This window comes from Rhizobium sp. CSW-27 (genome assembly GCF_018760785.1).
Lineage (GTDB): Bacteria > Pseudomonadota > Alphaproteobacteria > Rhizobiales > Rhizobiaceae > Neorhizobium.
Window position 1 is genome coordinate 22,648 of record NZ_JAHHZO010000013.1, and the last position, 17,777, is coordinate 40,424.

Here is a 17,777-nt window from a genome sequence, read left to right on the forward strand (position 1 = left end):
GGAGATGAGAGTGGCCAAGCCGGGGAAAAATCGCATCCTGTCAGCCGGACGGCCGCGCCCCGTGCTGATTCTCGCCTCCGGCGAGCGCATTCGACACATGACCATCCGCCCCTGGATGACTGCCGCCGCCGCCGGTCTCGCCGCCCTTCTCACGTTTGGCTATTGCGGCTCGACCGCCTATCTCCTGTGGCGTGACGACCTGATCGGCGCGGCGAACCAGCGCCAGGAGCGGCTGCAGCAGCAATACGAGGACCGGATCGCCGCGCTTCGTGCGCAGATCGACCGGATCACATCGCGACAGATGATCGAGCAGCGGACGGTGCAGGTGCAGCTTGACCAGTTGCTGGAACAGCAGAATGCCCTGTTTTCCCGCCGTGACCGGATCGAGAGGCTGGTACAGCGGGCGGAAGCCTCCGGCCTCACGGTCCCGTCCGAGGGAGCGGGCATACCCGCAGCCCTGCCCTCCGCCAGCGCAGCCGCCTATGCGCCTTCCCTTGACGGAGGTGCTGCCGCGCACGCCGGTTCGGCAAGCCAGGGCCTCAAGGCCATCGACAGGCTGCTGAAGCCCGCACTGCGGCTTGGAGACCATGCCCCCGCCGCGGCGGTGACCGCGCCCGAGGCGCCCAAGGAAGGCACGGACCTCACCCTGTCGCGCGTATCGCATTCGCTGCAGGCGCTGGAACAGGAACAGAAGGCGCGGGTCACCGGCCTGACGGATGAGGCGGAGCGGACCGCAAGTGCCATTTCCGCCATCCTGCGCCGCACCGGCGTCTCGGTCGGATCCGACCGCTCCGAGGGCAAGGCGCCGAAAAAGGGCCTGGGCGGCCCGTTCGTGCCGCCCGCCACCGGCTACGGCTTCGATGCCTCGCTCGAAGCACTGGATGTGGCACTCACACGGCTTGAAACGGTGCGCCAGGCGGCAAGCACCCTGCCTTATGGCAATCCGGCCCCCGGCCACGAGATCACCAGTGGCTTCGGCAACCGCATCGATCCCTTCCTCGGTCGTCTCGCCCTGCATGCGGGCGTCGATTTCCAGGCCGAAACCGGACAGCGCGTGCGCAGCACCGGTGCCGGCCGTGTCGTTGCGGCAGGCGACAGCGGCGGCTACGGCAACATGGTGGACATCGACCACGGCCACGGCCTGCTCACCCGCTACGGACACCTTTCGCGCATTCTCGTGCGGGAGGGCGATACGGTGGCGGCGGGCGATGTCATCGGGCTGGCCGGTTCCACCGGCCGTTCCACCGCCCCGCACGTGCATTACGAGGTGCGCCAGGACGGCGAAGCCATCGACCCCACCGCCTTCCTCAATGCCGGTTTGAAGCTGAAACGCTACCTGCAGTAACCGGATATTGACCCAGTGCGGCGCTTTACTGCGGCGAATGCGCCAAATTGGCCGGCAAAGGCGCTGTTTTCTTGACTTTGCGGAACGCAGCGCTTATGTCGCGGCCATCGTCGGACGCGTATGCGGTTCCGACTCACAGCGTTCTTTACGAACCGGAACGGAAATAGTTTTCTCATTGACGACGTTTGCTGATCTTGGCCTGAGCCAGAAAGTCCTTTCCGCAGTGACCGACGCGGGCTACACCACGCCCACGCCGATCCAGGCTGGCGCCATTCCGCCCGCCCTCCAGCGCCGCGACATCTGCGGCATTGCCCAGACCGGCACCGGCAAGACCGCTTCCTTCGTGCTGCCGATGCTGACGCTTCTCGAAAAGGGACGCGCCCGGGCGCGCATGCCGCGCACCCTCATTCTGGAGCCAACCCGCGAGCTGGCAGCGCAGGTTGCGGAAAACTTCGAGAAATACGGCAAGAATCACAAGCTGAACGTCGCGCTTCTGATTGGCGGCGTCTCCTTCGACGAACAGGACCGCAAGCTGGAGCGCGGCGCCGACGTGCTGATCTGCACGCCCGGCCGCCTGCTCGACCACTGCGAGCGCGGCAAGCTCTTGATGACCGGTGTCGAGATCCTTGTCATCGACGAAGCCGACCGCATGCTCGACATGGGCTTCATCCCGGACATCGAACGCATCGCCAAGATGATCCCGTTCACCCGCCAGACGCTGTTCTTCTCGGCCACCATGCCGCCGGAAATCCAGAAGCTGGCCGATGCCTTCCTGCAGAACCCGGAACGCATCGAGGTGGCGCCGCCCTCCTCCACCGCCAAGACCGTGACGCAGCGGCTGGTGGCCTGCCACAACAAGGACTACGAGAAGCGCGCCGCGCTTCGCGATCTCATCCGCGCCCAGGACGATCTCAAGAACGCGATCATCTTCTGCAACCGGAAGAAGGACGTCGCAGACCTGTTCCGCTCGCTCGACCGCCACGGCTTTTCCGTCGGCGCGCTGCATGGCGACATGGACCAGCGCTCGCGCACGACGATGCTCGCCAACTTCAAGAGCAACAACATCACGCTGCTCGTTGCGTCCGACGTGGCAGCCCGCGGCCTCGACATTCCCGATGTCAGCCACGTCTTCAATTTCGACGTTCCGATCCATGCGGAAGACTATGTCCACCGCATCGGCCGCACCGGCCGCGCCGGACGTTCGGGTGCCGCCTTCACACTGGTGACACGCAGCGATACCAAATTCCTCGATGCCATCGAAAAGCTGATCACCCAGAAGATCGAGTGGCTGAACGGCGACCTCTCCGCACTGCCGGAACCCATGGAAAGCCACGAGAACGGTCGTGGCCGTGGCGGCAAGGGCCGCGAGCGGGATCGCGACCGGGGCCGTGACAAGCGCGGCCGCAAGCCTGATACCCGCGCGGCCGAGCCGGTTGCGGATGTCGAAGAAAAGATCATCGAAACGAGGACGGAAAGCGTGGCAGCAGAACACCAGAAGGCGGATCATCGCAAGCAGCAGCACGGTGGCCGCAACCATGGTCGCCCCAATCCGGCCAATGACGATCACCGCGAGCGCCGCCGCCGCCGTGACGACGACGACGGCCCGACGCCGGTCGGCTTCGGCGACGATATTCCGGCTTTCATGCTGATCGTTGCCAACGCCAAGGGCTGATTGACGCCCATGTCCGCAAGGCCGGGTATCGATTTTCCGGGTGTCGGCTGCGGTCTCGTCATCGAGCGTGCCGATGGACATATTCTGCTGTACCGGCGCATGAAGGCGCCGGAAGCCGGCTACTGGAACATCGTCGGCGGCAAGGTCGATCATATGGAACACTCTGCCGCGGCCGCGCGCCGCGAGGCGGAGGAGGAAACAGGCCTTTCCATCGGCGCGATCGATTTTCTCTGCGTTTCCGAGCACATGATCGAGGCCGACGGCCAGCACTGGGTCTCTGTTCTCTACCGCACCCGCGACTTTTCAGGCACGCCGAGCCTGACTGAGCCGGACAAGCTTTCCGATTTCGGCTGGTTTTCACCGGATGCTCTGCCAGAGCCGCTCTCTCGCTTCACCCGTGATGCGCTGGCGCATATTGCCAACACCTGACACGCGTCACTTCGTCGACGTGCGCACCCCGGCCTCATAGGCGAGCCTCGCCCATTTGCCCATCAGATCCGGATCATCGAGAGCCTCGTCGGGAACGCTCCAGTAGGGCATCAGCACCGGCTTGCCGCTCCTGCCCTCGTAGGACCATTGCCGGGCGCCGGCCTGCGCAAACAGTGGCGCCGTTTCGCCATCGGCCTTCAGCATAAGTTCGTCCCGGAGTTCGAGCGCGAAGATCACGCCGTGATGGTAGATGCCCTTGCCACCGAACATGCGGCGGATGGTGACCCGCCCCAGCGGCTCGAACAGTTCTTCGATCGCCTCATTGTCCATGTCGTCTATCCCCGCAATACCCCGCCGGCGGCGGCCACCGCATCCGGCGTATCGACGTCGAGCTGCGCGGCCACCCCCAGTTCCACGTCGACGATCGGCAGACCGCAGGTCTCGATCACATGACGGGCGCCCACATCGCCTTCCAGGCGCATCAGCGCATCGAAGGTGGCACGCGGCAGGATGACGGGATTGCCGCGCTTGCCCCCACTCACCGCCCGCACGATGGCGCCTCCCTCTGCGCTGCGAAAGGCCGTGCACAGGCGGGAAAGATCCTCTTGCGTCAGCCCCGGCATGTCCGCCAGCAGCACCATCACGCCCGCGACATCGGCCAGGGCCGGGGCGCAAAGGCCGGCACGGATGGAACTTGCCATGCCGCTGGCATGATCGGGATTATCGGCGAGCACCACCGGCAGGCCGGCGAGCGCCTCGCGGATCTCCGCGCTCCGATGGCCGGTCACCGCCACCACGGGGCCGCCAAGCGCCGAGAGCGCGCGCGACGCCACCCGCCGCACCAGCGGCAATCCGTCGAATTCCGCCAGAAGCTTGTGGCCTGCCTCGCCCATGCGGCTTGCCCGCCCGGCCGCCAGCAGCAGGCCGCCGATGACGAGCGGTGCCCCGGGGCGCACAAGCCGCTCGCGCGGCTGCGGTCGCGTCGGAATTTCCATGAGAAGGCCTCCAACGCCAAGCCCCGAAAGGTCATGGGCCACCGGCTGCTCGCCGGCCAGCAGGCGCTGCAGCACCCAGTCAAAACCGTTTTCCTTCGGCGAACGCGCGCAACCCGGCGCGCCGACGAGCGGCACTGCTCCGTGATAACCGAGCACCAGGAGATTGCCGGGATCGACCGGCAGTCCGACCTGCTCCACCCGGCCGCCGGAGAGCCGCATCGCCTGTGGCAGGACATCGCCGGCATCGACCACCGCAGAGGCTCCGAACAGCACGACGAGCCGCGGCAGGCCGGTGTCCGGTCCGCGCAGTGCAGCGCCAATCGCTCCGGCCACCGCATCCGCCCGGTGCGGCACCCGATGTTCCGCCACGAGCCGACTGCCCGATGCGCCAAGCCGCCGGCGCAGAAGATCCGCCGTCTTGTCCAGCACCGAGGATTTCAGCACCGGCAGTTCGGTCTGGATCAGCGTCACGGCAAACGGACGATAGGCCTTCACCACGATTGCCTCGCCCTCGGCCAGCACGGCGCGCGCCCGCTCCACGGCGGCTCCCGGCACGGCGAGCGGAATGATCTTGACGGTCGCCACCATGGCGCCGGCCGAAACATCGGTGCGATCGTTGAGGCAGGCGAGCGTGATGGCGGGGTCGATGCGGTTGAAGCGGTCGATGAGGTCGCGGTCGGCGCGAAAGAGCCCGTTTTCGGTGGCGTGAAGGTTGACGCGGCCGGTCGCGGCGGGCGACAGGCGCAGCCCCGGCCCGTGCAGCGCCGTTGCCAGAAGTTCGGCCGCCGCATCCTCGGTCAGATCGCCGGCATCGAGAACGGCAGCGGCAACTTCCGTCAGGCCGGCATCCGCCAGCCGCGCCACATCCCCGGCCGACAGGATGGTGCCCTTGGCGATACGCCCGCCCGCCACACTGACGCCATGCGCCAGGATCGCGCCTTCGGCCCTCTCCAGCGGCACCGGCTGGAAGATCATGCGGTGGCTCCGGCAAGGTTGCGATGCCGGAAGGATTCGACGATCTCGGCCAGGATGGCGAGCGCGATTTCCTGCGGACTTGCCGCGCCGATATCGATCCCGATCGGCGCGCGGATGCGGGCAATCTCCTCTGCCGCAAGCCCCATGGCGGCAAGACGCTCCACCCGCTTCGCATGCGTCTTGCGACTGCCAAGCGCACCCACATAAAAACAGCCGCGCCGCAGCGCTTCGGCCAGCGCGAAATCATCGATCTTCGGATCATGTGTCACGGCCGCAAGCGCGGTATAGGCATCAAGCGGCCGGGCCGGGAGCACGTCCTCCGGCCAGTCAGCCACCAGATCGACACCTTCAAAGCGTTCGGCCGTCGCAAAGGCGGTGCGCGGGTCGATCACGGTCAGGTCGAAGCCGACAATGCCGGCAAGCCGCGCCAGCGCCTGGGTGATATGCACCGCGCCGATCGCGACGATACGCGGCGGTGGCAGGTGCACGTTGAGAAACAGCTGGCCTGCCTCCGTCTCCACGAGACCGGACCTGCCGGAGAGAAAGGCCGCCCTCACCGCATCCGCCAGATGCGGCGGCGCGGTGTCGCCCTCCTCCAGCACTTCGCTGCGACCGCCGGCAAGCTCGGTTACCAGAACAGCGGCACGCCGGGCGGCACGGGCGGCATTCAGCCGGCTGAGTGAAGCGAGATCCATCAGCCGAGCCTTTCCACATAGACGCGGATGCGGCCGCCGCAGGAAAGCCCGACACGCCAGGCGGTTTCGTCGGCCACGCCGAACTCCAGCATTCGCGCCGCGCCACTGCCGATCACGTCAAGCGCCTCGGTGATCACAGCGCCCTCGACACAGCCGCCAGAGACCGATCCTTCGAAGTTGCCCTCGCCGTCGATCACCAGATGGCTGCCCACCGGGCGCGGCGCAGATCCCCAGGTTTCCATGACCGTGGCAATCGCCACCTTGCGGCCCTGCCGGGCCCAGTCTTCCGCCGTCAACAGCGGATCGAGACCATCGCTCATGCGGCACTCCTTTGCAGAAATCGGCGCGGATCGGCGGCGCGGCTTGCCTCACCGCCAAGAGCCGCGGCCAGCGCCTCCAGGGAGTGGAGATTGTGCACCGGCCGGAATTCGTCCACATGCGGCAGCATGGCCCGCACGCCGCGCGCCCGCGCGGCAAAGCCATCGAAGCGCAGCAGCGGATTGAGCCAGATCAGCCGGCGGCAGCTGCGATGCAGGCGGTCGATCTCGGTTTCCAGAAGATCCACCCCGTCGCGTTCCAATCCGTCGGTGATCAGCAGAACCACGGCACCGCCGCCCAGTACGCGACGCCCCCACAGCCGGTTGAATTCCTTCAGCGTCTCGCCGATCCGCGTGCCGCCCGACCAGTCGCGAACCGAGGCCGTGCACGCGTCCAGCGCCGCATCCGGATCGCGCTGGCGCAGCGCGCGGGTGACATTGCTCAGCCGTGTGCCGAACAGGAAGACATGCGTGCGGCGGCGCCTCTCCATCAGCGCATGGGCGAAATGCAGAAAAATACGGCTGTACTGGCTCATCGAGCCGGAAATATCGGCGAGCACCACCAGCGGCGGCTCGCGCCGGCTGACGCTGCGAAACTTCGGCAGCATCAGCGCCCCGCCGCTGCGCATCGCCTGGCGCAGCGTGGCGCGCGGATCGATCCGCACCGGCCGCGTCGAAGGCTGGTAGCGGCGGGTCGCGACCTCATCGAGCGGCAGCACCAGCCGCGAGATCGCCCGGCGCGCCTCGGAAAGTTCCGCCGCCGTCATCTGGGCAAAATCCGTCTGCCGCAGCACTTCGGAGCCTGAGGCGGTGAAGCGGGCATCCGTCTCCACCTGCGGCGGCGCCTCGCGCTTCGGTGTCCGCTGGTGGTTGCCGACGAGCGAATCGCTGACGCGCGCAGCAGCCGGCTTCGGCTTTTCCCGTTCGCGGCTGTCGGCCACCCGTGGCGACATCATCTGGATCATCTTTTCCACGAGGTCGCGCTTTCGCCAGAACAGGCGAAAGGCCTCGTCGAACACGGCCATGTCCTCGCGCCGCTTGACGAAGACGGCGGCAAGCGCGGCATGAAATTCCTCCCTGGCACCGATCCCCACCGCCTCCACGGCCGCCACCGCGTCCAGCGTTGCCTGCGGCGAGGTTTTCAGCCCGGCGCGGCGCAGCACCCGCGAGAAGTGGAGAATGTTCTCGGCAAGCTTTCCCTCGCCCGCACCAACGGGCGGGAGGAGAGCGCCATCGGCTTGGTTAGGCCCGGCCATGGCTCAGCCCGCCGCCAGAAGTTCGGCGCGGATCTCGGAAAGAATCGCCTCGCCCTCGCCGCCACGGATGCGGGCAATGTCCTCCTGATATTTCAGGAGCGTGCCAAGCGTATCGGAAATCGTCTCCGGGTCGAGGGCCAGCCGGTCAAGCTCCGTCAGCGCGGTTGCCCAGTCGATGGTTTCTGCGACACCCGGATTCTTGAACAGGTCGATGGTGCGCAGACGCTGCACATAGGCCACCACCTGCCGCGACAGCGCCTCGGAAGCACCCGGCACCTTCCGCCTCAGGATCGCCAGTTCCTGGGCGGCATCGGGATAATCCACCCAGTGGTAAAGGCATCGGCGCTTCAGCGCGTCGTGAATTTCACGCGTGCGATTGGTGGTGATGATGACGATCGGCGGCTCGGCCGCGCGGATCGTGCCCAGTTCGGGGATCGTCACCTGAAAATCCGAGAGAACCTCCAGCAGGAAGGCCTCGAAGGCTTCGTCGGTGCGATCGAGTTCGTCGATCAGGAACACGGGCGCCGCCTCGCCGGCGGCACCCAATGCCTGCAGCACCGGACGGCGGATCAGATGACGTTCACAATAGAGGCTGGTCTCCAACCGGTCGCGATCGGCAAGACCGGAGGCCTCAGCAAGCCTTATGTCCAGCATCTGCGCCGGGAAATTCCATTCGTAGACTGCAGAGGCGACGTCGAGCCCCTCGTAACACTGCAGGCGGATCAGCGGACGGTTGAGCCCGCGCGACAGCGCCTTGGCGATCTCCGTCTTGCCGACACCGGCCTCGCCTTCCAGAAACAGCGGGCGCTTCATGCGCAGCGCCAGAAAGATGACGGTCGCAAGCCCGCGGCCGGCCAGATAATCCTGCTCCTCCAGCAGCGCCTGGGTGTCATCGATGGAGGCCGGCAGTCTGCGCGCGATGTCTGATGACATGATCTCTTCTCCCGTCACCCACAGCCTACAGCGCGTGAAATGCGCGGTCCAGATAGACGAGCGCCTGATCGTCCGGCCCGAAATGCAAGTCCACCACCTGTCCGAACAGGACGATATGGGTGGACATGCGGCGAATGTCGATCAGCCGGCAATCGAAGGCGACAAGGGCATCGGCGAGGATCGGCGCGCCGGTGGCAAGCGTCGTCCACTCGGCCAGTGCGAAACGATCCTCCACCGGCAGGCGGTCGAAGCCGGCCAGCGCACGGGCCAGCGCCTGGTGATGTGCCGCAAGCGTGTTGAGCGCGAAGCGGCCGCTTGTCTCGAAGATCGCATTGGCTTCATTGCTGGCGTTGAGGCAGGCAAGAACGGTGGCCGGATCGTCGGAGACCGAGCAGGCGGCCGTCACCGTCACGCCGCGCCGGATGCCCTCCCACTCCGTCGTCAGCGCCTGCACATGGCCGGCATAGCGCGCCATGCCGTTGCGATAGAGGGCGGGATCGACGAGCCTCGGCTCCGGCTTTTCGGAAATCGTCACGTTCGGCATCCTCCCCACCGCCTGTTCCGGTCAATCCGGCGCTGAAGTCGCCGCTTGCCCTTGCAAAGCATATGGTGAACAAGGGGCGGCTTGTCCACGCCGCATCCGGATTCGACGGTCCCGATCGCCGAGGAAGCGGATTTTCCTTTGACGCCCGCCGCCGCAGGGATAAATGTGAGCCATGCGCCGATTGATGAACCGATTGCCGCCAAATTCCGGTCCGGCCGCCCTGCTGGCAGCCGGTCTTCTGGCGTTTCAGCCCGCGACGGCCGCCACGATCGGCGTCGTCGCTCCGCAGGATGGCCCCTATGCCCTGCTCGGCCAGCAGATTCTGCGGGGCGCGCAGGCGGCCGTGGCGGCAGGCGACAGCATCGTTCCGGTGGCTGAAAGTTGCGATCAGGGCGGCGGAAAGGCCGTGGCGGACAAGCTGCGCCAGGCGGGCGCCACGGTTGCCATCGGCTTTCTCTGCGTCGAAACCCTGTCGGATGCGCTGCCGCTTCTGAAGACTGCAGCCATTGCGGCCATCACGGTGTCTGTGCGCTCGCGCATCCTGATGGAGGATGCCGCACGCTACGGCTGGCCGCTGTTCCGACTGGGGCCGGTCGATGGCGAGGAGGCGGACAAGCTCGCCGAGACCATCCTGACCCGCTACCAGAACCGGCCGATCGCACTGGTGGATGATGGTACCATCTACGGCCGCGAACTGACCAGCGCCGTGCGCCAGAAACTGGAGGCAGGCGGCATAAAGCCCGTCTTCACCGATACATTTCGGCCCGGCCAGGAACAGCAGCTGGCGCTGGTGCGTCGCCTGGTGAAGGCCGGTGCCACGCATGTGCTGGTGGGCGGCGACCGCGGCGATGTGTCGATCATGGCCCGCGATGCCGCGGCCGAAGGCGCAGGCCTCTATTTCATCGGTGGCGACGTGATGCGCGCTGCCGACCGGCCGGTTGCGTTGCGCGAAGGCGTGCTGGCGGTTGCCCTGCCCGATTACGCGACGCTGCCGGAGGCGCAAGCCGCCGCAGCCGGCCTGCGCACCGCTGGTTTCGAGCCGGACGGCTATACCCTGCCCGCCTATGCGGCCCTGCAGGTGGCAAGCGCCGCAGCCCGCGCTGCCGAAGCGAGGAAGGGCACGATCGCCGAGGCGCTTGCCGGCCTTTCCGTCGATACCGTCATCGGTCCCGTGCGGTTTCGCGCCGATCACGAACTCGCCCGCAATCCCTTCCTGCTGCAGCAATGGAGCGGCAGCGGCTTCGAGGTGCTGGGCCCGGCGACGGAATAAGGCCGGAAGCCGGATTGTGCCGGCCACCACACGGTGTTAAGCGGACCGGCCATCATCCATCTGCCTGCCGGAGGAACCCGCCATGCCCTTGCCCATCCGCATTGCCCCGTCCATTCTCGCCGCCGATTTTTCGAAGCTCGGCCAGGAGGTGCGCGATGTCGTGGAGGCCGGCGCGGACTGGGTGCATCTCGACGTGATGGACGGGCATTTCGTACCGAACATCTCCTTCGGCCCCGACGTGATCAAGGCGCTGCGCCCGCACACCACCGCCTTCTTCGACTGCCACCTGATGATCGCCCCGGCCGATCCCTATCTGGAAGCCTTCGCGCGCGCCGGCTGCGACAGCATCACCGTGCATGCCGAGGCCGGGCCGCACCTGCACCGCTCGCTGCAGACCATCCGCGCGCTCGGCAAGAAGGTGGGCGTGACGCTGAACCCGGCCGCGCCGCTATCCGTGCTGGAAAACGTACTCGACGATGTCGACCTCATCCTGATCATGAGCGTCAATCCGGGCTTCGGCGGGCAGAAATTCATTCCCGCCATGATCGAGAAGATCCGCGCTGCGAAGGCCATGATCGGCGAACGGCCGATCGAGCTGCAGGTGGATGGCGGCATCACCGTCGAAACGATCGGTGCGGCCGCGGCTGCCGGCGCCAATGTCTTCGTCGCGGGCTCGGCCATCTACAAGGGCAACGGCCTCGACGACTACAGGACGGCAGTCACCGCCCTGCGCGGCGCCGCCGAGACGGCCCGCGCCTGAGACACGGGAAAGGCCGCGAGCGGCCGATCCCAACGCCCCCGCCGCCCTGTCGCGCCGCCCAAGTTGAGCTTGGCGGCGCTTCTTGCTAAAGCGGGCGCAATTCCTGAAAACCGCCAAGGAAAACGTCGATGATCCCCCGCTACTCCCGTCCGGAAATGGTCGCCATCTGGTCGCCCGAAACGAAGTTCCGCATCTGGTTCGAGATCGAAGCCCATGCCTGCGACGCGCTTGCCGAACTCGGCGTGATCCCGAAGGATGCGGCCAGGACCATCTGGGAAAAGGGCGGCGCGGCCGAGTTCGACGTGGCCCGCATCGACGAGATCGAAGCCGTCACCAAGCATGACGTCATCGCCTTCCTAACTCACCTCGCCGAATTCGTAGGCCCCGATTCCCGCTTCGTGCACCAGGGAATGACCTCGTCCGACGTGCTCGACACCACGCTCAACATCCAGCTGGTGCGCGCCGCAGACATCCTGATTGCCGACATGGACCGCGTGCTGGCGGCGCTGAAGAGCCGCGCCTTCGAGCACAAGGACACGATCCGCATCGGCCGCAGCCACGGCATCCATGCCGAGCCGACCACCATGGGCCTGACCTTTGCCCGTTTCCATGCCGAAATGGCGCGCAACCGCAGCCGTCTGGTCAATGCCCGCGCCGAGATAGCCACCGGCGCGATTTCCGGCGCCGTCGGCACCTTCGCCAACATCGATCCGCGCGTCGAGGAACATGTCTGCGCAAAGCTCGGCCTCGTGCCGGAACCGGTCTCGACCCAGGTCATCCCGCGCGACCGCCACGCAATGTTCTTCGCCACCCTCGGCGTGATCGCCTCCTCGATCGAGAACGTCGCGATCGAGATCCGCCACATGCAGCGCACCGAAGTGCTGGAAGCGGAGGAATTCTTCTCGCCGGGCCAGAAGGGCTCCTCGGCCATGCCGCACAAGCGCAATCCGGTGCTCACCGAAAACCTGACCGGCCTTGCCCGACTGGTGCGCATGGCTGTGGTGCCGGCGCTCGAAAACGTGGCGCTCTGGCACGAGCGCGACATCTCGCACTCCTCCGTCGAGCGCGGCATCGGCCCGGATGCGACGATCACGCTCGACTTCGCGCTGAACCGGCTGGCCGGCGTCATCGAGAAGCTGGTGATCTATCCCGACAACATGATGAAGAATCTCAACAAGTTCCGCGGACTTGTTCACTCGCAGCGCGTGCTTCTGGCGCTCACCCAGGCTGGTGTATCGCGGGAGGATGCCTATCGCCTCGTACAGCGCAACGCCATGAAGGTCTGGGAAGAAGGCAAGGATTTCCTCGAGGAACTGCTGGCCGATGCGGAGGTGCGCGCCGCCCTGTCAGAAGAGGCGCTGCGCGAAAAATTCGACCTTGGCTACCACACCAAGCATGTCGACACGATCTTCAAGCGCGTGTTCGGTTAAGCATCTGATCCTGAATCAAAAAATCAGCCGGGACGTCCAAACGCCCCGGCTGATTTGCATTTCAGCCTTCCATAACGGATCGCGTAAGCTTACCGGCAGGCAAAGCGGCTCTCGTCCTCGGCGGCAGCGCCGGTGAAACGAGCCACCAGCGGATAGGGGCAATAGAGATAACGCTTGCCCTGCAGGCCGGCGGCCTCCTTGTTGCCGGGGGTGATGCCGGCTGCAACGGCACCGGGCTCCTTGCCCTGTTCCACCCAGGCCACCAGCGGGGAGAAGAAATCGAAATCGTCATAGGACGGACCGCCCGCGCCATGCGGCATGCCCGGGATGCGGTAGAGCCTGACGAAATCTGCCGCCTTGCCGCCATTGTTGGCATCGAGCTTGCGGTACCAGTTGACCGTGTCGACCACCGAAAACACCGGATCGGCATTGCCGTGGAAGACGATCATCTTGTGGCCTGCAGCGTGGTATGCCTTGAGATCCGGATTGTCGCTGCCCGGCGGAATCATGAAGTCGGCGGCTGATTCGGTGAAGGTCGCATCCCTGGCGGATACCTTCGGCGCGTCGCGGTCGAAATCGAAGCCGAGCAGGAAGGCCTGCAGCGCATCCGGCGTACCGCCCACGGCCGTTGGCGGAGTGGTGAAGACCTGCGCCAGCGAGCCGGCTCCCATCACGCCGATGATCGGTCTCTTGCCCCAGGCATCGACCGCACTTTCCAGCTTCCAGCCGCGCCAGTTGGAGGAGGCCATGCCGGGATCCCAGTCCCACCTGCTGTAGAGCTGCTCGCCCTTGCTGTTCAGCGGGCCCGCCTGGCTGGTCTTCAGCGCCGCAATCTGCGCGGCGGAGAGGCAGCCGTCGCCGCCCGCGCCGCTGCATTGCAGCGCCTCCGGCCTGAACGCCGTCTGGCAGGCCTCAGCATCGCCGACCACGCCATCGGCCAGTCCGTCGAGGCTGTCGCAGGCCTTCAGGATGCCCCTGGCCAGAACCGCCATGTCGTCGCGGCTGAAAGCCTTCGAAATATCCGGATTGACCTTCGTCCAGGCCTGCACGTCGAGCGCATGCTGGATGGCGGCCTTCGGCAGGTTGAAGCCGGGATAACCGGCGAGAAGCCCGTCGAACTGATCGGCCAGACGGCTGGCCGCCATCAGGGCATGGCGCCCGCCATTCGAACTGCCGATGCCATAGGTGAAGGCGATCGTCCGGCCATAATGGGTCTCGACCAGTTGCCTTGCCAGCGGGTTCAGCGTGGCGACGGCGGCATAGCCATAGTCGCGCCGGGCCTGAGGATCGAAGCCGAAGGCCGCGCCGCCGGCAAGCCCCCGCTCCGGATTGGCCTTGCCATCATGGCCGGCATCGCTTGAGACGACGGCATAGCCGCGCGACAGCGCGGTATCCTTCTTGTTGCCGCCGAGCAGCGGGCCGAGTGCCGGCACCACGGCACCGTCATTGCCGCCATTGAACTGGTGGACGAAACGGCCGTTCCAGTCCTGCGGCAGACGCAGTTCGAAGCGGATCGCATAGGTCTCGCCGTCGATCCCCGTCCGGTCAGGCGTCTTGCCGCGCACCAGGCAATGGGCAACCGGCAGTTCGTCGGTGGCGGGTGTCTCCACCGCCTCGGTCAGTTGCACGCCGGCCGGATGCCGTCCGTCCTTCAGCAGGTCGGCGCAATCGGATGCTGCCATGGCAAACTGCGGAAGCAGCGCGACGGCAAGCGCCGTCCCGCCGAGAAAAAGGGCTTTTCGCATAAATTCCTCCCAGGCTATCGGGCTGCCGCAACTCCCCTTGGGCAACCGACCCTAAGAATAGCAGCGGGATCCGTTGCGAGATAGTATGTGTTGCATATTATTTTTTGCACCGGACCGCGAAACGACGCTCTTGACGCGAGGCGGCCGGCTCAGCAGATAGGGGGCCATGAAGGCATCAGACGCAGATATTCTCATCATTCCCGGCTACACCAATTCCGGCCCGGCCCACTGGCAGACGCGCTGGCAGTCGAAGCTGCAGACGGCGCGCCGGGTGGAGCAGGCCGAATGGTCGAAGCCGGTGCGGGAGGACTGGGTGGCGCGCGTCGCGGAGGAAGTGAATGCCTCCACGCGGCCGGTGGTGCTGGTCGCCCATTCGCTCGGCGTTCCAACGGCCATCCATGCCATTCCGCATTTCCGCAACAAGGTGGCCGGTGCCTTTTTCGTCGCACCGCCGGATGTCGCCAATCCGGCCATCCGGCCGAAGCACCTGATGACCTTCGGCCCCTATCCGCGCGATCCCTTGCCCTTCCCCTCGATGACCATCGCCAGCCGCAACGATCCATTCGGCACCTACGAACATGCCGATGACGTGGCGAGTGCCTGGGGCTCGCATCTGATCGATGCCGGCGAGTCGGGCCATATCAATGCGGAATCGGGCCACGGCCCATGGCCGGAAGGCACCATGGTATTCGCGCGCTTCCTGGCCGGACTTAAGCCTTGACCTGTCCGAGGAAATCATTCCTTCTTCGGTAAATAATTTAACTTCGGTTAAAGGAAGCAGGCTAATGTCGCGCATCAGGTGATGCCAGAGTGGGGGAACGTCGCTGGTGCGGTCGGATTGCCACATCCCTTTTCAGCACATGCATGACGTGGCGGCCCATGCCGCCACTCTGGATGCCCTTCCCTTTGCCACGGCGGTGGTGGAACCGGTCAGCGGCCGCCTCGTCCATTCCAACCGTCGGTTCGAGCATGACTGGCGCCGCCAGGCCCGCCTGCCGCTCTGCGATCATCTGCCCGCCCTCATTCATCCCGATGACCGCCGCCTGCTCGATGATCTTCTGCACTGTGCGGCACACGAGCACAGCCAACCCGTCAGCCTTCGCGTGCCGCTTGCAGCAGGTGGCGAGAAATGGGCCCTGGTCGATCATTCGCACTGGTCTGCGCATCTCACCGGAGGGCTGCCGCTCCTCCTCGTGCAACTTGCCGACATCACGGCGCAGAAGCAGCGCGAAGCCGAGGTTTCCACCCGCGAGATTCGCTGGAACAGCGCGCTGATCAGTTCGGTCTCCGGCGTCTGGGACCATCACTATGCGATCGGCGTCAAGTATTACTCGCCCACCTGGCGCCTGCTGCGAGGCCTGACGGAAGACGATCCGCTGCCGGCCAGCAAGGAGGAATGGCTGAAGCGCCTGCATCCCGACGACGTGGACTACACCCTGCACGCCATGGAGCGGCAGGAGGCGGGCGATCCGGCCTACCAGATGTTCCTCTACCGCGAGCGGCACGCCGACGGCCACTGGGTCTGGATCGAATGCCGCGGCGCCTGCGTCGAGCGCGCGCCGGATGGCCGGCCCCTGCGCGTCATCGGCACGGATACCGATGTCACCGACCGCATCGAGGCCGAGCACGGCCGCGCGCAGATGGCACGGCGGCTGGAAATCGCGCTGACGCTGTCCGGCGTCGGCGTGTTCGAGGCCGACCTCGTCACCGGCAAGGTCTATTGGGACGACCGCGTCTACGAGATGTACGGCCTTTCGCCCGGAGAGGAGATCCGGGTTGGGGAGACCTGGGAAAGTTTCCTGCATCCGGAAGACCGGCCGCGCATCCTTGCCGCCGTCACGGCGGACCGGGACGCCGACCGTCGCTTCTCCGACGAATATCGCATCGTGCTGCGCGATGGCAGCGAGCGCGTCATCCGCAGCTGCACCGTGACCTATACCGATCAGGACGGCCATCAGAAGATGGTCGGCGCCAACTGGGACATCACGCGCGACGTGATGCTGCAGCGCGAGCTGGACCGGGCCCGCCGCATGGCCGAAGCCCGCAATGAGGAGCTTGAGGCCGCCCGCTCCAGCATCGAATACAATGCGATGCACGACTACCTGACCGATCTTCCCAATCGCCGCTATCTGGATGCGATGATGGCGCGGGAGGCGGCACATTGCGCCCGCGAAGGCAGCGCGCTCGGGGTGCTGCATATCGACCTCGACCGCTTCAAGCAGATCAACGATACGCTGGGTCACGGTGCCGGCGATGCGATCCTGAAACATGCCGCCTCGGTTCTGCGCCGCCTCGCCCGCGCGGAGCAGTTCGTGGCGCGCATCGGCGGCGACGAATTCGTGCTGCTCGCCCCCTTCACCGGCTCGCCGCGCAAGCTTTCCGCGCTTGCCGACCGGCTGGTGCGCGCGCTCAGCGAACCGGTGCTGCACGAGGGGCGCGAATGCCGCGTCGGCGCCAGCATCGGCATTGCCTGGATGACGGGCGGCGAAATCGACGCACGCCAGCTGCTGCTGAATGCCGACATGGCTCTCTATCGGGCCAAGAAGGGCGGGCGCAACCGCTACGAATTCTATTCGGCCGCCACGCATGAGGAACTCGTGCTGGCCAAGCGAACCGCCGACGACATCCTGCAAGGCATCGAAACGCGGCAGTTCTTTCCGGTCTACCAGCTGCAGTTCGACGCCGGCAGCCTCGACATCTGCGGCGCCGAGACGCTCGCCCGCTGGCAGCATCCCCGCCAGGGCCTGCTGATGCCGGATGCCTTCCTGTCGATTGCCGAGGACATCGGCGCCCTGTCGATCATCGATGACCTGATTCTCGAAAAGGCACTGGAAGACCATGCCCGCCTGACTGAACTCGGGCTTGTCCTGCCCAAGCTCTCGGCCAATGTGTCCTATCGCCGCCTGCTCGATCCCGGCCTGATCCGCAAGCTGCGCAAGCAGTCCGTTGCACCCGGCCTGCTCTCCTTCGAACTTTTGGAATCCACCTTCCTCGACAATTGCGACGATCAGGTGATGCGCAACCTCACCCAGTTGAAGCGGCTTGGCATCGACATCGAGATCGACGACTTCGGCACCGGTCACGCCTCCATCGTCAGCCTGCTGCAGCTGTCGCCCAACACGCTGAAGATCGACCGTCAGCTCATCCGCCTGCTGCCGCAATCGGCCGAACAGCGGCGCCTCGTCGGCTCTATCATCGAGATCGGCAAATCGCTCAATATCCGGGTCGCGGCGGAAGGCGTGGAAACCATGGAGCATGCCCGCATCCTGCGCGAACTCGGCTGCGACGTTCTGCAGGGCTTTGCGCTGGCCAGACCCCTGCCCTTCAACGAACTCGTCACCTTCATGCGCTCCGGTGGCTGGCGCGAGACCTGCTGCTGAGGCAGAGGGTCGCTCAAGGCGCGTCTGCGCC

The 17,777-nt window shown here is 66.0% G+C and carries 16 protein-coding genes; 8 read left to right on the forward strand and 8 right to left on the reverse strand.

Going from position 1 to position 17,777, the window contains the following annotated elements:
- Positions 1-4: 4 nt before the first annotated feature.
- The 3 genes from KLP42_RS20860 to KLP42_RS20870 all read left to right on the forward strand — a co-directional run bounded on the left by KLP42_RS20860 (position 5) and on the right by KLP42_RS20870 (position 3,446).
- Positions 5-1,345: a M23 family metallopeptidase gene (locus KLP42_RS20860; protein WP_215569179.1), complete on the forward strand. Its 1,341-nt coding sequence runs from the start codon at positions 5-7 to the stop codon at positions 1,343-1,345.
- A gap of 175 nt (positions 1,346-1,520) precedes the next feature.
- The gene (locus KLP42_RS20865) at positions 1,521-3,017 is read left to right on the forward strand and encodes a DEAD/DEAH box helicase (protein WP_215568982.1); all 1,497 of its coding nucleotides are present in this window, start codon (positions 1,521-1,523) and stop codon (positions 3,015-3,017) included.
- Between the two features lie 9 nt (positions 3,018-3,026).
- Complete coding sequence (locus KLP42_RS20870; RefSeq protein ID WP_215568984.1) at positions 3,027-3,446, forward strand: NUDIX domain-containing protein; 420 nt, start codon at positions 3,027-3,029, stop codon at positions 3,444-3,446.
- Between the two features lie 6 nt (positions 3,447-3,452).
- On the opposite strand, the gene KLP42_RS20875 is transcribed toward KLP42_RS20870, so the two are convergent.
- From KLP42_RS20875 to KLP42_RS20905, 7 genes are read right to left on the reverse strand one after another with little or no spacing between them, the layout of a single operon-like run.
- Entirely contained in the window at positions 3,453-3,776 is a 324-nt protein-coding gene (locus KLP42_RS20875) for a TfoX/Sxy family protein (protein WP_215568985.1), read from the reverse strand.
- Between the two features lie 5 nt (positions 3,777-3,781).
- Complete coding sequence (locus KLP42_RS20880) at positions 3,782-5,416, reverse strand: NTP transferase domain-containing protein (RefSeq protein WP_215568987.1); 1,635 nt, start codon at positions 5,414-5,416, stop codon at positions 3,782-3,784.
- Positions 5,413-6,111, reverse strand: a complete 699-nt coding sequence (locus KLP42_RS20885) for an XdhC family protein (protein ID WP_215568989.1) — start codon at positions 6,109-6,111, stop codon at positions 5,413-5,415. The genes KLP42_RS20880 and KLP42_RS20885 overlap by 4 nt, the downstream gene beginning before the upstream one ends.
- Complete coding sequence (locus KLP42_RS20890; protein ID WP_215569012.1) at positions 6,111-6,431, reverse strand: XdhC family protein; 321 nt, start codon at positions 6,429-6,431, stop codon at positions 6,111-6,113. Before KLP42_RS20890 ends, KLP42_RS20885 begins: the two co-directional genes overlap by 1 nt.
- A complete protein-coding gene (locus tag KLP42_RS20895) occupies positions 6,428-7,684 on the reverse strand; it encodes a vWA domain-containing protein (RefSeq protein WP_215569013.1) in 1,257 nt (418 codons plus the stop codon). Before KLP42_RS20895 ends, KLP42_RS20890 begins: the two co-directional genes overlap by 4 nt.
- 3 nt (positions 7,685-7,687) lie before the next feature.
- On the reverse strand, positions 7,688-8,617 hold the full coding sequence (locus KLP42_RS20900) for an AAA family ATPase (protein WP_215569015.1): 930 nt from the start codon (positions 8,615-8,617) through the stop codon (positions 7,688-7,690).
- A gap of 25 nt (positions 8,618-8,642) precedes the next feature.
- Positions 8,643-9,092 (reverse strand): flavin reductase, encoded by a 450-nt coding sequence (locus tag KLP42_RS20905; protein WP_252193148.1) that lies wholly within the window; start codon positions 9,090-9,092, stop codon positions 8,643-8,645.
- 241 nt (positions 9,093-9,333) lie between these two features.
- On the opposite strand from KLP42_RS20905, the gene KLP42_RS20910 reads away from it, so the two are divergent.
- From KLP42_RS20910 to purB, 3 genes are all read left to right on the forward strand, one after another.
- Positions 9,334-10,431 carry a branched-chain amino acid ABC transporter substrate-binding protein gene (locus KLP42_RS20910; protein WP_252193138.1) on the forward strand — a complete coding sequence of 366 codons (1,098 nt, stop codon included), beginning with the start codon at positions 9,334-9,336 and terminating at the stop codon, positions 10,429-10,431.
- 82 nt (positions 10,432-10,513) lie between these two features.
- On the forward strand, positions 10,514-11,191 hold the full coding sequence (rpe, locus tag KLP42_RS20915; protein ID WP_215569019.1) for a ribulose-phosphate 3-epimerase: 678 nt from the start codon (positions 10,514-10,516) through the stop codon (positions 11,189-11,191).
- A 128-nt stretch (positions 11,192-11,319) separates the two neighbouring features.
- Positions 11,320-12,621, forward strand: coding sequence for an adenylosuccinate lyase (gene purB, locus KLP42_RS20920; protein WP_215569021.1), 1,302 nt, complete (start codon positions 11,320-11,322; stop codon positions 12,619-12,621).
- A gap of 89 nt (positions 12,622-12,710) precedes the next feature.
- On the opposite strand, the gene KLP42_RS20925 is transcribed toward purB, so the two are convergent.
- On the reverse strand, positions 12,711-14,366 hold the full coding sequence (locus KLP42_RS20925; protein WP_215569030.1) for a tannase/feruloyl esterase family alpha/beta hydrolase: 1,656 nt from the start codon (positions 14,364-14,366) through the stop codon (positions 12,711-12,713).
- Between the two features lie 166 nt (positions 14,367-14,532).
- On the opposite strand from KLP42_RS20925, the gene KLP42_RS20930 reads away from it, so the two are divergent.
- Positions 14,533-15,087, forward strand: coding sequence for an RBBP9/YdeN family alpha/beta hydrolase (locus tag KLP42_RS20930; RefSeq protein WP_215569032.1), 555 nt, complete (start codon positions 14,533-14,535; stop codon positions 15,085-15,087).
- A 139-nt stretch (positions 15,088-15,226) separates the two neighbouring features.
- On the forward strand, positions 15,227-17,746 hold the full coding sequence (locus tag KLP42_RS20935; protein WP_252193139.1) for a putative bifunctional diguanylate cyclase/phosphodiesterase: 2,520 nt from the start codon (positions 15,227-15,229) through the stop codon (positions 17,744-17,746).
- Positions 17,747-17,777 lie beyond the last annotated feature (31 nt).